At 44.2% G+C, this 15,121-nt stretch carries 14 protein-coding genes and 1 tRNA gene; 2 read left to right on the forward strand and 13 right to left on the reverse strand.

From position 1 onward, the window contains the following. Positions 1-48: 48 nt before the first annotated feature. From F8R13_RS08035 to F8R13_RS08045, 3 genes are all read right to left on the reverse strand, one after another. The gene (locus F8R13_RS08035; protein ID WP_029909671.1) at positions 49-861 is read right to left on the reverse strand and encodes a formate/nitrite transporter family protein; all 813 of its coding nucleotides are present in this window, start codon (positions 859-861) and stop codon (positions 49-51) included. A 311-nt stretch (positions 862-1,172) separates the two neighbouring features. Beyond that, entirely contained in the window at positions 1,173-2,333 is a 1,161-nt protein-coding gene (locus F8R13_RS08040; protein WP_152833426.1) for a CmpA/NrtA family ABC transporter substrate-binding protein, read from the reverse strand. Positions 2,334-2,349: 16 nt separating this feature from the next. Then, the gene (locus tag F8R13_RS08045) at positions 2,350-2,937 is read right to left on the reverse strand and encodes an ANTAR domain-containing response regulator (protein ID WP_152833428.1); all 588 of its coding nucleotides are present in this window, start codon (positions 2,935-2,937) and stop codon (positions 2,350-2,352) included. Positions 2,938-3,478: 541 nt separating this feature from the next. Between F8R13_RS08045 and F8R13_RS08050 the strand changes: the two genes are divergently transcribed. Beyond that, positions 3,479-6,115, forward strand: a complete 2,637-nt coding sequence (locus F8R13_RS08050) for a methyl-accepting chemotaxis protein (protein ID WP_152833430.1) — start codon at positions 3,479-3,481, stop codon at positions 6,113-6,115. Positions 6,116-6,381: 266 nt separating this feature from the next. Here the strand turns inward: F8R13_RS08050 and F8R13_RS08055 are convergent, their stop codons facing one another. Together F8R13_RS08055 and F8R13_RS11485 are read right to left on the reverse strand one after the other, a co-directional pair. Further along, a complete protein-coding gene (locus tag F8R13_RS08055) occupies positions 6,382-6,885 on the reverse strand; it encodes a DUF2726 domain-containing protein (protein WP_152833432.1) in 504 nt (167 codons plus the stop codon). 32 nt (positions 6,886-6,917) lie between these two features. After that, entirely contained in the window at positions 6,918-7,064 is a 147-nt protein-coding gene (locus F8R13_RS11485) for a type I restriction enzyme endonuclease domain-containing protein (protein WP_371414930.1), read from the reverse strand. 192 nt (positions 7,065-7,256) lie between these two features. Here F8R13_RS11485 and F8R13_RS08065 point away from each other — a divergent pair, with 192 nt between their 5' ends. Further along, on the forward strand, positions 7,257-8,054 hold the full coding sequence (locus F8R13_RS08065) for a MipA/OmpV family protein (protein WP_172967738.1): 798 nt from the start codon (positions 7,257-7,259) through the stop codon (positions 8,052-8,054). 88 nt (positions 8,055-8,142) lie between these two features. On the opposite strand, the gene F8R13_RS08070 is transcribed toward F8R13_RS08065, so the two are convergent. The 8 genes from F8R13_RS08070 to nuoI form a co-directional block, all read right to left on the reverse strand. Beyond that, positions 8,143-8,219 (reverse strand) — tRNA-Met (locus tag F8R13_RS08070). A 74-nt stretch (positions 8,220-8,293) separates the two neighbouring features. Beyond that, positions 8,294-8,620: a DUF2818 family protein gene (locus F8R13_RS08075; protein ID WP_152833436.1), complete on the reverse strand. Its 327-nt coding sequence runs from the start codon at positions 8,618-8,620 to the stop codon at positions 8,294-8,296. 53 nt (positions 8,621-8,673) lie between these two features. Continuing rightward, positions 8,674-10,110, reverse strand: coding sequence for an NADH-quinone oxidoreductase subunit NuoN (gene nuoN / locus F8R13_RS08080; protein ID WP_152833438.1), 1,437 nt, complete (start codon positions 10,108-10,110; stop codon positions 8,674-8,676). Between the two features lie 19 nt (positions 10,111-10,129). Then, positions 10,130-11,644 carry an NADH-quinone oxidoreductase subunit M gene (locus F8R13_RS08085; RefSeq protein WP_152833448.1) on the reverse strand — a complete coding sequence of 505 codons (1,515 nt, stop codon included), beginning with the start codon at positions 11,642-11,644 and terminating at the stop codon, positions 10,130-10,132. Positions 11,645-11,671: 27 nt separating this feature from the next. After that, positions 11,672-13,648, reverse strand: coding sequence for an NADH-quinone oxidoreductase subunit L (gene nuoL / locus F8R13_RS08090; protein WP_152833456.1), 1,977 nt, complete (start codon positions 13,646-13,648; stop codon positions 11,672-11,674). 8 nt (positions 13,649-13,656) lie between these two features. Next, positions 13,657-13,962, reverse strand: coding sequence for an NADH-quinone oxidoreductase subunit NuoK (nuoK, locus tag F8R13_RS08095; RefSeq protein WP_152833458.1), 306 nt, complete (start codon positions 13,960-13,962; stop codon positions 13,657-13,659). Beyond that, positions 13,959-14,600, reverse strand: a complete 642-nt coding sequence (locus tag F8R13_RS08100; protein WP_029909715.1) for an NADH-quinone oxidoreductase subunit J — start codon at positions 14,598-14,600, stop codon at positions 13,959-13,961. Before F8R13_RS08100 ends, nuoK begins: the two co-directional genes overlap by 4 nt. Positions 14,601-14,622: 22 nt before the next feature. Then, positions 14,623-15,114, reverse strand: a complete 492-nt coding sequence (gene nuoI, locus F8R13_RS08105) for an NADH-quinone oxidoreductase subunit NuoI (protein ID WP_029909716.1) — start codon at positions 15,112-15,114, stop codon at positions 14,623-14,625. Positions 15,115-15,121: the final 7 nt, after the last annotated feature.

A 15,121-nucleotide genomic window follows, 5' to 3' on the forward strand; every position in this document is an offset into this window, starting at 1 on the left:
GTAAGACCGCCCCTGTATGGGAGCGGCCATCCCGTCGCGTTAAAACGCTTAGCCTAGCTTACGCTCAGGGCTTGTTTTAACGTGTGTGTAGTACAAAGGTAGACCAACAAACAAGAAACCACCTACCAAGTTACCCAGTGCCGTTGGCAATTCGTTCCATAGTAGGTAATCAGTCACAGTGAACCCGCCACCCATAATCATTGAGAATGGGAACAAGAACATGTTTACGATTGAGTGCTCAAAGCCCATGAAAAAGAACAGCATGATAGGCATCCACATCGCAATGATCTTACTGGTTGCAGAAGTTGAAATCATCGCTGCGACAACCCCCATTGAAACCATCCAGTTACATAGCATGCCGCGCATGAAGATAGTCAACCAACCTTCAAGCCCATGCTCTTTGTAACCCAAGGTTCTGGCTTCACCGATATGTCCAACTTTTTGTCCAATCACACCTGGGTCAACGGAATAACCAAAAGTCAGTACAAACGACATGATAAATGCCACCGTCAACGCGCCCCCTAAGTTACCAAGAAAAACCAATCCCCAGTTGCGCAACAGTTGCGTCATGTCCGCCCCCGGACGTTTGTCGATAACCGCAAGCGGTACCAACATGAATACCCCTGTCAACAGGTCGAACTTCATCAGATAGAGCATGATGAAGCCCACCGGGAACAACAGCGCACCGATTAACGGCGAACCTGTTTTGGTGGCAACGGTAATGGCGAACATCGCCGCCAATGCCAAAATCGCACCCGCCATAAACGCACGGATCAATGTATCTTTTGTGGACATGAAAATCTTTGACTCACCGGAATCAACCATTTTTGTCACAAATTCACTCGGTTCTAAGTAAGACATAGAGAACTCCTCAATAAAACTATGTAATCATGAAATACACCTCAGTCTGTTGGTGTTAACGTCCTTGCTTTGCCCCAACATAACTAGAGAACCAGTTCGAGTGATGGATGTTCTAAAAAATCCAAAAAAAAACGCCCACAGAATCACCGCGGAAAACCCGAGGCGTTCTGTGAGCGTCTACACTCTAAACTAATTTCAAAGTATTAAGAAACTATTAAGCCAATGGAAATTTAGCTATACATTTCATCTACTTAGTACTTTTCCACCCCCCAACCTGGTAGATTTTGTGCGCTTTAGGCGAGCAAAGACTTTCAGTTCTGCACCAAAATAAAACGGTCTTCGCCAATCTCAACGCCATCCAGCAGCCAAGGTTCGGCATGCACCCCTTCTGCTTTGCGATTCACCGAAGGCAACGCCACGCCTAGCTTGGAGACCACCGAACGATAGACATCCGTGAGGTACACTTCTTCTGCCATAGCTTGAATATCCACCTCTTCGGGAATCTGATGCCAACGCTTCATCTGGGTCAGTATCCACTCGGCATGCGACTGCCAAGGAAAGTTGGCGAGATGTTTAAAAGGGGAAAAGAAATTCGGAATATTGCGGCAGGTCGAGCAACTTGGGTTACACACTTCACCGTAAAACGCATTTTTGATGGACTCTCTCGGCGCACCAACATATTGTGGTGATGACAGATAATCACTCAAGGTTTCGCGATTCTCGACCTGATCCAACCACTCGCTGGCGCGATACAAAGCGCGGATAATCTTTTCATGAGTTTCGGCATTTTGCTCTGCCCAGTCTTTACGAACACCCAGCACTTTGTCTGGCGCGTTGTTCCAAATCTCATAACCGGTAATCAGGGTCACACCTACTTTACGCTTTACGGCATGCGTGTTCCAAGGCTCGCCGACACAGTAGGCATCTATCAGATTCTCTTCCAACGCTTGCACCATGCTTGGTGGTGGCACTACGGTAAGATGAACATCTTTATCGGCATCAATGCCGCCTTCCGCAAGCCAATATCGCAACAGATATTGATGCATGGAAAACGGAAACACCACCGCAAAACGCAGTTTTGGCAATCCTTTCTCCGCTCTGGCATTAATCACCTTTTTCAAAACACAAGCGCTCTTCTCAGGCTTCAAGACCAGTTGAGATTCATATTCACTCATTTCATCATAGAGCGCATTGGAAACACTGATGGCGTTACCATTCACCGCAAAAGAATAGGCTGTTACCAACGGACGTTTGATGCCGCCCAACCCAAGCGTGGAAGACATGAGCATGGGGGCCAACATGTGCGCGGCATCGTACTCGCCAAACACCAGCTTGTCACGGATGTTCGACCAGGACACTTCCCGCTGTAGTTCAACGTTCAAGCCCTGTTCTTCAAAAAAACCTTGTTCCTTGGCAACAATCAATGAGGCACAATCATTCAGTGGTATAAATCCGATCTTTATCTTATCCATTCTTCTTCCTCATTCCCTATTCCAGCACACTGATAATCGTTTCAGCCACTTCATATAATTTCTGATTACTGTCCATTGAGCGTTTGCGTATCGCTTCATAAGCCTCTTGTTCGGTCACGCCTTTTTGCTGCATCAACAAGCGTTTCGCCTTGTCGATCAACTTGTTCTGTTCCAACTCGGACTTGGTTTGTTTCAACTCGTCTTTCAGCGCCTGATACTCTCTGAAACGTGCAATCGCCACACTCATGATTGGCTTTACACGCTCCATATCCACACCTTTGACGATGTAACCACTCACCCCTGACTTAATCGCTTCCTGAATGACGGTTTCATTGTCTTCGTCGGCGAACATTACCACCGGCAAGGGGTTGTGCTCATTGAGTAGATACATACTTTCGAGAATATCCCGATCCGGCGATTCGGTGTCAATCACAATCATATCCGGCATAATCTGCGCAACCTTCGCCAGCAGGCTTGGGCCGGGTTCGACACGAGCGATCACCTCATAGCCATGATCCAACAACGCCTGCGACAAGAGTGCAGAACGCCCAGAGTCGTTATCCACGAGCATCACTTTGATGGTTTCAAACTTGGTCTTAGGCATCTTCTCTTCGTCTGCTTAAATCGTTTTTCACGTTATTCATTTCCAATTCGGTTTTATCGTGTGCTGTTCACCAATAAAAAAAGCCCACCCATTTCCTCCATCATAAAGAAAACGGCATGAGCATCTCTACTAAATTATCTTGGAAATAGAAACAACCAAACCAACCGTAAAATTATGTTTCAAAAACAAACAATTATGTACATTTGTTTACTTTTTAAACGCCATAAAAGATGCCTGTATTCGAGGGCTTAGGTTTCATTTTGGTGCAAGCCAACACCATTTAGAAAATAAGCAATGCCTTATTTTCTACCCAAAAACCACTAAACGTTTGATTTATATAACGTTACCTATCTATGGTTTGGAAATTTCTTTAACTAATCTATGTTTGAGTAAAGACGCTCACAAAAAGCTCCCTCCTTTTTTAGCGAAACCGTAATGAACAGGGTCGATTTTTGTGGGCGTTTTTTATGGTCGTTCATTTGCACAATGATTGTGAAAATAAATCATCAAAGAAAGTTGATAGAACAAGGATTCAAGCGTTATGGATAAACACGAACAAGAAAAAGATTTCAAACACCTCGGCACACTTGTTATCAAAATGGACTTTTCAGGAGCCTTTCTGGAAATCAATGATGCTTTCGTAGAAGCAAGCGAGTTTACGCGCACTCAACTCGCTGGAGAAAATTTTTCTCAACTACTTCATGAAGACACGCCAACCAAGCTGACCAAAGATTTATGGCAAACGTTAAAATCTGGAAAGCCTTGGGTTCATATCCTGAAAATCAAATGTAACCATGACAAATACCTTTGGGCGGAAGCCAATATGGCGCCCGTACTGGAAAACAACAAAATCGTGGGGGCACTTGCCGTACTCAAACCGCTATCCAACCAAACGCTGGTAACCTCGGCACAAGACGCTGCCGCACACTATAAAAAGATACGCCGCAGTTCCGTGCGCAACGGTATTTTGCTGACGCCTGCGCAAAACCTATGCCTGTTCCACAGAATTCATCCTATCAACCTGATGGTCGCCAGTATTGCATTGATTGGCGTTTTGGCGACACTACAGCAGTTTCACATCATAAATCTACCAGGTTGGGGTATCCCGGCAATCAGCGCATTTCTGTTTTTCTACGCGCTTGCGGGGCGAAAATACGCCTTCAAACGTTTAGGCAAAGCAAAAGTGCTTATCGACAAGATGCGCCAAGCCGACTTTAACGGACAGGTGGATTTCTATGGTGACCATTCCCTCAGCCGTTTGGTCTCTGCCGTGAAAATGATGCAAGTACAACTGGGCGCCATGGTAGAAGACACCAAAGCGCAAATCAACCGCAGTACGCGCCTTAAGTCTGCCTTGGACAGTGCTTCGGCCAATATCATGATGGTCAGCAACAAAGGCAAGATACTGTACTTCAACGACGAGTTGAAACAGTTTTTCATCAAGCACGAAAACAGCTTGAAACAAGCTTACCCGAAATTCGCCATCGGCTCGCTTATCAGCCAGCCTCTGGCGGAGATTTTCCATACTGACAAATTCAACAACCTTCAAGAAAACAAACAGGAGATTGATGTAGAAGAGCCGTTTGCCGACCTTCTGATCAACCTCAAAATCAAACCCATATTCGATGCACAACAACACGTCATCGGCTCGGTGGTGCAGTGGGATGACCTGACACAACAACGTAAAATAGAAGAAAACCTCAAGTTCACCCTTGAGATGGCTTCTATGGGGCATACCGCATTGAAAATAGACACCCACAATCTGTCCGGCTTCTTCTTGGATACCTCCAACAACATCAACTCCTTGCTGAGTGAGCTGAACCAGATTATCGAAAACATGGTGTTCGTCATGACCAAACTCGCCACCGGCGACTTGCAGGGTCGTATCGAAAAGAGTTTGCAAGGTTCTTTGGCAGCGATGAAAGGCTCCACACACGTGTCTTTGGACAATCTGAGCGCCATCGTTTACTACATCAAACAATCTGCCGAAATGGTGAGTACCGCCGCAAGTGAATCCGCCAGTACCGCATTGGATTTATCCGACAGAACACAAAAAGCTGCCGCCACACTTGAACAAATCAACACCACCATGCAATCCGTGCATAGTGAACAAACGCAAAATACCCAAGAACTGATGAACATCAACCGACTGGCAAGTAACACCGTTGAAAAAAATTCCATGGCGAAATCCGCCCTAGAAGAAACCGTTGCCGCCATTGATGAAATGCAGTCCACCTCAGAAAAAATCGCCAGCATTATCGGCATGATTGACGGCATCTCCTTTCAAACCAACCTATTGGCGCTCAATGCCGCGGTAGAAGCCGCACGTGCTGGCGAACATGGACGAGGCTTTGCAGTTGTGGCCGGAGAAGTCCGCACCCTAGCTCAAAAATCTGCCGAAGCCTCTGCCGAAATACGTCAACTCATTGAAGAGTCTATCGACAAGGTTCAACAAGGTGTCAGTAAAGTGCAAGAAACCAATCAAGCGTTTGACGAGGTCAACCACAGCGTCACGCACATCGGCAACTCATTGTCAGAGGTGGTTTCTTCCATTGAACAGCAGCAGGTGGCCGTTTCCCGCATTGCCGAGTCCATCAACTCTCTGGACGACAACCTGCAAAGCAACGCCGCACTGGTTGAAGAGACCTCTGCCGCATCCGAATCCCTAAAAGACCAAGCCGTTCTGCTCAGACGCGAAACTGACAAATTCACCATTGACGAAACCAAAGCAAAATCACTGATCCAGACCACCCCAGATATCTCTGGCATCCGCATCTCAGATGTTCGTCAATCCATGCGCATCTGGAAAGCCAATACCCAAGCCTATCTCAATGGCGTTAATGTGCCTATTGACCTTGACAAGATTACTGATCACAACATATCTCAAGTCGGAAAAGCCGTGGCACAACTGCTGCAATTCCAGCCAAGTATTGCAAACTTGCCAGAGTATAAGAAAATGGAAGCGCTTCATATTCGCCAGCATCAATTGATTGACGACACCTTAAAACTGATGCAAAGCGGAAATAACAGCGGGGAAAACATTAAACAAAAAGACGCCCTATTAGATGACTTTGTCGACGTCTCCGACCAACTTGATGAAGCGTTGAAAGCACTCGATCTTGCCATTGCACACAACTTGGACACACCGGCTTCTGCGCCTGCGCCACTGCTACAGTAAACGCTCCGCCGCCAAGCTATCAATAGCATCGCCTATCCGCTAGGGTAAATGCATTGATAGCAAGTCTGTGATGCAAGGCTTAGCATGTTTCTTTACCTCAGCGCCCCCATTTGTGAAAAGCACAGTAATACTTGGGGCATCCCAAAAGCGGCGAGCGTATCATCCACATTGAACAAGCCCTTAAAGATACCGGCTTGATGCACTCGCTGCCTCTGCAGCAGTCCATGTAAAAGCCATGTTAAGACAATAAAATCTACCAGGTTGGGTTATTTAAATTTAACCACGACAGAGGCAATTGCATCGGCTATCTCTTTTTCAAAATACCGACTCTTTGCATTGATCATCACCAAAGGAATCTTGGCACTTGCAAATGCTTCCGTCACCAAAACATCTCGTTTTTGGCGCTCAGGAAGTTCATGGGTTGAGTCATTCAATTCCACCGCGCAAACCAGGTTGAATTGTTTATCCACTATGACAAAATCAACATGCTTTTGACTGATTTGGCTAAACAGCCAATGCCAGCCGCTGCCTTTTTCCCATTTGTTTACATCAGGTGTCAGAATATCCGAAATCCGCACCTTGCCATAAACTCTAAAGACATCACCGGCAATCGACTCTAACACCTCTAAGAAACGCTTTTCCGATGGCGTAAACAAACTCTTTTGAGGTCTGTAAGATAATTTTATTTGAGGGTGTTCAGACCTTTTACCTCCAAAAGAGACATTCTTCCCAAAAAATAAACGACGCAGTAAATTCAATAACCACTTCATATCAAAAATCTACCAGGTTGGGGGGAACACACTTAATGCGTCCAAGCGTTGGACAAAACTTCGACTTGTTTCAAGATGAATTTCACCACTTCTGGTACATCATCCGGTGGATATTTCCAACGTTGCAAAGTCTTTCTGACAATAATACGCAATATTAACAATCTACGCAAAAATGGCAAAATGAGCCCCGTGAGAAATGGGTGAAAATCTACCAGGTTGGGTAAAGAATTACACTTCGGTGAAATGATTATTTAGAATAGTGAAATCCGTCTGGTTCAACAGATAACTTCTTATAGTGGAGGGTTATGAAGGCTTTTTCAGTGCTGCTTACAAAATGGCGAATACAATTGGGGATGGTCTCGGTATGCGTAATGGCTGTGCCGCTAGATGCCTTTGCCCAGCAAACCCTACCTAAATGGGAACTGGGGTTGGGACCTGGAATCATTTCCTACCCAGACTACCCTGGCTCTAAAGAACAGAACAACTTAATCATTCCTTTTCCTTATATCACTTATCGCGGCAAGGATTTTGAGATAGACCAAAGTGAGGCGAAAAAGCCGCTCTTTGGTTATGGTGAATGGGAGCTTGACCTAAGTTTGGCTAGCAGTGTGCCAGTTTCGAGCAAAGACAATAAAATGCGACAAGGCATGGATGATCTGGATACCACGGTTGGGTTTGGTCCCGTGGTAAAGTATCGTCTGATTCATCGTCACCTGAATGAGTTGAAGTTTGAAATGCCGGTTTATTGGGCAATCGCCACCAATTTCCGTTCACTGCATGAAGAAGGTATCAAAACCACGCCAGGACTTTACTACTACTTCCGAAAAAGCTTTTCTACCGATCAGCGTATCAAAATCACGCTTTACACCAATGCCAATTTTGCAACGGCAAAAAACAATAATTATTTCTATGAGGTCAAAACTTATGAAGCGACTAGCTGGCGTCCTGACTATAGATCGAAAGATGGATTTGGCGGCTACAGCTATGGCGCGAGCGTGAACTGGCACTTTGGCAACTTTTGGCTGGGGGCTTTTTATAAATTGACGGACTTGTCCGAAGCCGTTTTCAGACACAGCCCTTTGGTTGAAACAACCCGTGCAGAAACCTTTGGAGCTGCTCTGACATGGAACTTTTATCAGTCATCCGAAACTGTCGAAGGATTGGAATAGTATCAATCAGTTTATCGAACTTGTATTGAGAGCTATACAGAAATTCTAGACACAAAAAAAACCAGACAAAAGTCTGGTTTTTGAATTTTGGTAGCGGGGGCTGGATTTGAACCAACGACCTTCGGGTTATGAGCCCGACGAGCTACCAAGCTGCTCCACCCCGCGTTAATGATGTGCGTATTATAGGGTGTTACAGAATTATTGCAAGTCGAATTTAGGATTAATTCAAAAAGAGCGTATTACGCGCTCTTTTTTGAGGAATGAATAAACTGTTTTAGGTTGTATCTGTAGATAAAACCTGGAAAGGCAAAAATTGCGAACATAAATAACGTGACAACATAAAACTGCCAATCCTGCTCTTTGACATGCCCCATGACTTTGTTTTGTAGCAGGTAACTAAACCCACCCATTACAATAAAGTAAAGGAACCACTCCGCTAGGTTAATCCAAATACTTTTGGTTGGTACTGTGATAAATATAAATAGCTTATTTTGCAAAATCCAAGGGACGTTTGCTAATACGATAGCTGTAGAAAGCAATATCCAAACAGCAGCATCTAATGTCATATTTCTACCCTTTTAACAAAAAGCCCTAAGGATGAGTTAGGGCTTTTAAAATCTTATAAGCTGTTATAGCACAGCGTAATCAACGATGATGGCATCAAACCAAGTATCAATAATGCAACCGATACAAAACTCACAGCCCAGTTCAACTGTCTGCTGACAGGCTCTGCCTTAGTATTCTCATCCGGCTCGTCAAAGTACATCGTCTTGACGACTTTCAAATAATAGAATGCGCTGATAACCGCTGTTACAACAGCATAAACCGCTAACCATACAAAGCCTGAGCGGACAGCTTCTTGAATAACCGTTACTTTTGCATAGAAGCCAATGAATGGTGGGATACCTGCCATAGAGAACATAACAAACAGCATCATTAGCGCCAGCCATGGGTTGCGTTTGTTCATACCTTTGAAGTCTGAAACCTTGTCAAAGGCATTACCTGTTCTCGCAAGTGCGACGATCATACCAAACCCGGCAACCCCGGTGATCGAATAAACAATAATGTAGAACATTGCGGCCGAATAACCATCCGGTGTCGCTGCCACAATACCTAACAACATGAATCCCACATGCCCGATACCAGAGTATGCCAGAAGTCGTTTTAAATTGTCTTGAACAAGTGTGACGATTGCACCGACTGCTAAAGATAGTACTGTGATGATGATAATCAGCGTTTGCCAGTCTTGAACCAAACCAGGAAGACCTTCAATCAAGACACGGTAAAGCATGGCAAATGCGGCAAGCTTAGGTGCGGTACCCATAAACAGGGTTACTGCAGTTGGCGCACCATGATAAACATCTGGCACCCACATGTGGAATGGCACAGCTCCCAGCTTGAAAGCCAAACCGATGACCACAAATACAACACCGAAAGAAAGCACAACATCATCAGCTTTGCCTGAAGCAATGACTTGAGCCATTTTCGAGAATTGGATTTCACCAGTTGCGCCGTAAAGCATCGAAAAACCATACAACAACATACCTGTTGCCAAAGCACCCAATACGAAGTACTTCATCGCAGCTTCAAGGGCAAACTGGTTGTCTTTACGCATGGCAACCATTGCGTAAATCGCCAATGACATGATTTCCAACCCTAAGTACATCGTAATTAGGTTGTAAGCCGAAACCATGACGAACATCCCTAGTACACCAAAAAGGCCTAGAGTAAAGTACTCACCTTTGTAGAACTTCTTCTGTAGCAAGTATTCCTTTGAGAATAAGAAAATGCCCAGTGAGATTAAAACGATAAAGAGTTTTAAGACATCACCAAAAGTGTCTCTGACAAAACTACCGCTAAATGTAATGACCTGTTCTGTTGCAAAGCTCTCGAAGATGAGATAGCCGACAACCACCAAAATAACTTGAGTTGCGTAGTAGGTTGCGAACTCATAACGTTTTGACCAAATCGTATCAGCAACGAGAAGCAATGACGCCAAAACCAGTAATACGATTTCCGGCATTGCGGGTGCGAAACTTGGGATTACGAAATTCATATGATTCACTCACCTATCCTTATAATTTTGACGTTGTCGCTTGAATCAAAAGATTCTCGACAGAAGTATGCATCACATCAATGACTGGCGCTGGGTAGATACCTAGCAAAATAACTGCAACAGCCAATGTTGCCATGATTGCAAATTCACGTGCATTTAAGTCTTTTAGCTGGGCAACATTGTCATTGGAAACCGGACCAAAGAAAACGCGTTTTACCATCCATAGCGTATAGGCTGCTCCGATAATCAAAGTGGACGCTGCAACAATACCGTACCAAGGATTCGCCTTGAAGGATGAAAGGATAACCATGAACTCACCCACGAAACCTGATGTACCTGGAAGACCGGCATTTGCCATTGCAAACAATACCGCAAAGAAACCAAACCATGGCATGGTGTTAACCACACCGCCATAAGCACTGATTTCACGCGTATGCATACGGTCATAAAGCACACCAATCATCAAGAACATCGCCCCTGAAATGAAACCATGCGAAATCATCTGGATCATGGCCCCTTCCATACCGATCATAGAGCCTTGTGTGGACTGAGTGTTTTGCAAGATATCGAATACCAAGAACATCCCAAGTGTGACGAAGCCCATGTGCGAGATTGAGGAGTAAGCAACCAGTTTTTTCATGTCTGATTGAACCATTGCAACCAAACCGATATAGAAAATAGCAATCAATGAAAGTGCAATCACTAACCAGTCAAGCGCCATAGATGCATCTGGCGTAATAGGTAAGCTGAAACGAACGAAACCATAGCCCCCCATTTTCAGCATGATAGCAGCCAGTACAACAGAACCTGCTGTAGGTGCCTGTACGTGAGCATCCGGCAACCAAGTATGCACGGGGAACATTGGCACTTTAACGGCGAATGCAATCAAGAACGCCAAGAAAATCAAAATCTGTGCTGTCATGCCTAGGTGCATGGCTTGGAAATCCAGAATAGAGAAGCTTCCTGACTGGAAATACATGTATAAGAAGCCGACCAACATGAATACCGAACCGAAGAAGGTATATAGGAAGAACTTGATCGTCGCGTAAACACGATTTGGTCCACCCCACTTACCGATAACGATAAACATCGGAATCAACAATGCTTCCCAGAACACATAGAACAAGATACCGTCAAGCGCAACAAACACACCAATCATCAGGCCTTGCATAATCATGAAAGCACCCATGTATTGCTCGACGCGCTCTTTAATCACTTCCCATGCGGAAGCAACAACCAAGATTTGAGTGAAGGTCGTCAACAACACCAATGGCATTGAAAGCCCGTCAACACCAAGGTAGTACTGGATGTTGAATTGAGAAATCCAACTGGTTCTTTCAACAAACTGCATTGCTGCCGTTGTTTTATCAAATTCCAACCAAAGTGGTAATGAAGCAAGAAAAGTCAGTACCGAAACGATTAATGCAATCCATTTTGCAAGTTGGTCTCTATCTCGACCAACAAACAAAACAATCAACCCACCAATAATAGGTAACCAAATCAGGGTACTTAAAATAGGAAAACCAAATATCATCTAAAAAATTCCCTTATCTTCTTATTCTTACCACAATACCCAAACGAGCATGCCTAGTAGGCCAAAAATCATTACAAACGCGTAATGGTACATATATCCAGTTTGTGCAGTTCTTAACGAAGCTGCCATACCTGCAATTGACGTAAATGTATTGGTAACAATACCGGTATCAATTGTCTTAACATCAATTCCTTTCCAGAAGAACTCACCCAATTTACGTGCACCGCCAACAAATACGATTTCATTGAAACGGTCAAACCCATACGCATGTCTCAAAACATAAGCGCCACGGAAACAGGTTGCTTTCAACTTGTCAGTCAATCCAGGCGCTCTTAGGTATAGGAACCAAGCCAGAACAACACCAGACAAAGCTAGAATCACAGGTAGCGTCGTCAAAGCATGGACAATCATGTCAAAAGGACCGTTGTAATGATGCGCATAGATTTCACCTAGTACATCATGCTGCGGCAACACATGAATTGCATCCGCAAAATAGCTGCCTGACAATACGCCACCAATCAATGGGAAACCGATCAAGACTGAAGGAATCGCCAGCATAATCAACGGTAGTGTCACAACCCAAGGAGATTCCTTGATTTGATGAGTCTTAACATACTCCGACTCTTCTCCGTGGAAGACAATAAAGAACATTCTGAAACTGTAGAACGCGGTTACGAATACACCGATATAAAGCAGCACTTGCGCATAGCCGGCACCGAACAGATGAGAATCACCCACTGCCATCAAAATACTGTCTTTCGAGAAGAAACCTGAAAAGCCTGGAAAACCAATTAGCGCCAAGTTACCAATCAAAAGCGATACATAAGTGATTGGCATATACTTGCGCAAGCCACCCATCTGACGGATATCTTGAATATGGTGCATCGCGATAATGACGGAACCTGCTGCCAAGAACAACAAGGCTTTAAAGAAAGCATGCGTCAATACATGGAACATCCCTGCCGCATAAGCAGACACACCCAATGCCGCCGTCATATAACCCAACTGAGAAAGTGTTGAATAGGCAACGACACGTTTAATGTCATTTTGAACCATACCCAATAGCCCCATCATAAAGGCTGTTGTCGCACCGACAATCAATACAAAACTCAACGCCACTTCAGATAACTCATAAGCTGGAGACAAACGTGCCACCATGAAAATACCTGCTGTTACCATCGTTGCCGCGTGAATCAAAGCAGAAATAGGTGTTGGACCTTCCATCGACTCTGGAAGCCACACGTGCAAAGGCATCTGTGCAGATTTACCCATGGCGCCGATGAACAACAAAATCGTCATGACAGTAATCATTGACCATTCTGTACCAGGGAATAGGCTCATGGTTGTATCTTTGTGCGCAGCAAGACCGTTGAAGAATTCAGTGTAATCCAAGGTATTGAAATACATCACAACAACCGCGATCCCTAAAATGAAACCGAAGTCTCCAACACGGTTCACAAGGAATGCCTTCAGGTTTGCTTGAATCGCAGACTCGCGCTTCATATAGAAACCGATCAAAAGGTAAGAAACCAAACCTACTGCTTCCCAACCGAAGAACAACTGCAAGAAGTTGTTTGCCATAACCAATGACAACATTGAGAAGGTAAATAGCGAAATGTAACTGAAGAAACGCTGATAGTAAGGATTATGATGATCATAGTCTTCATCGTGATCCATATAACCGATTGTATAAACATGAACCATCAAGGATACAAACGTCACAACCAACATCATGGTTGCCGATAGGCTATCAATCATATAACCGATTTCAAAGCGAATACCATCTGAAACCAACCACGTATAAAGTGAATCGTTATAAGGAGAGTGTCCTTGCCAAACAAATAGATAGAACACATAAAACGATAGAATCGTCGAGACAGCTACACCAAAAATCGTAATGGTATGCGCACCACGTCGGCCGATTCGACGGCCGAATAAACCGGCCATCAGGCCACCAAACAACGGTGACAAAAGAATAAGAGTTAAAATGAATTTTAATGCCATCTTTAAAATTATCCCTTCATTGAGCCAAGATCATCAACGTTGATGCTCTTACGATTACGGAAAACCAGCACGATAATGGCAAGGCCAATGGCCGCTTCAGCTGCTGCTACCGTCATAATGAAAAATACAAAAATTTGTCCAGTGACATCATTCAAATAATGTGAAAAGGCAACCAAGTTGGTGTTTACAGCTAACAACAACAACTCAATCGACATCAAAAGAATAATGATGTTTTTTCGGTTAAGGAAAATACCTGCCATGCTAATCATGAACAAGACAGCTCCAAAAACTAAGTAATCTGAAAGCGCTATCATTCGTCTTTTCCTTCTTCTTTTTTCACGTCTGCTTCAACCACCGCATCCATTTTGACCATACGGAAACGATCTTCAGCACGCACTTTAACCTGTTTATCAATATCCTGATACAAGACTTCTGTTGTAGGGCGACGACGAAGCGTTAATGTAATTGCCGCAATAATACCGACTAACAGCAAAACAGCGGCAAGGATGAATGCGTATGCATGTGTTGTATACAAAGGCACTGCGATAGCTTTGGTGTTGCTGTAATTTGCGCCAAACTCTTGTGGCGAAGGATAGTGCGACAAACCGAATCTGTCTGGCCCTAACACCAAGTACATCAAGGCGAAAATGGCAATCGATACTAACACACCCAAAGGTAAGTAACGCGTAAACCCTTCTTTAATTTGGGCTACGTTGATATCCAGCATCATCACCACAAATAGGAATAAAACCATTACCGCGCCGACGTAAACCAGGATCAAGACTAAACCAAGGAACTCCGCCTGTGCCGTCAACCAAACACCTGCCGTAGAGATGAAAGCCAACACCAGCCATAACGCTGCCTTAACAGGGTTTTTGACACTAATCATCATCAACCCTGAAATCGCCGCAATACCGGCCAATACATAAAAAATAAATTGTAAAAATGTCATCGAATGTCTCTCTTGGTCTACATTAACGGTACTTAGCGTCTGCTGCTCTATCAGCAGCAATTTGCGCTTCGTGCTTATCACCAAAAGCCAACAGCTTTTCTTTTGTCATAATATGAGGCCCTCTTTCGTGGAACTCATACTCAAAAACACGCGTTTCTACAATCGCATCTACTGGGCAGGCTTCTTCGCAGAAACCACAGTAAATACACTTAAACATATCAATGTCGTATTGCGTTGTACGACGTGAACCATCTTCTCTTTCTTCTGACTCGATGGTAATGGCATTCGCAGGGCAAACCGCTTCACACAATTTACACGCGATACAACGCTCTTCACCATTCTCATAACGTCGAAGCGCATGATGACCTCTAAAACGAGGAGAAAGTGGTGTTTTTTCTTCTGGGTAACGAACGGTAATTTTCTTTTTGAAAAGGTATTTACCTGTTACTGCCAAGCCTTTGAATAGTTCAATCAATCCAAAGGTTTTAACTTGATGTTTTAAAAATGCAATCATGATGAAC

It is taken from the genome of Hydrogenovibrio sp. JE_KL2 (genome assembly GCF_009296185.1).
Lineage (GTDB): Bacteria > Pseudomonadota > Gammaproteobacteria > Thiomicrospirales > Thiomicrospiraceae > Hydrogenovibrio.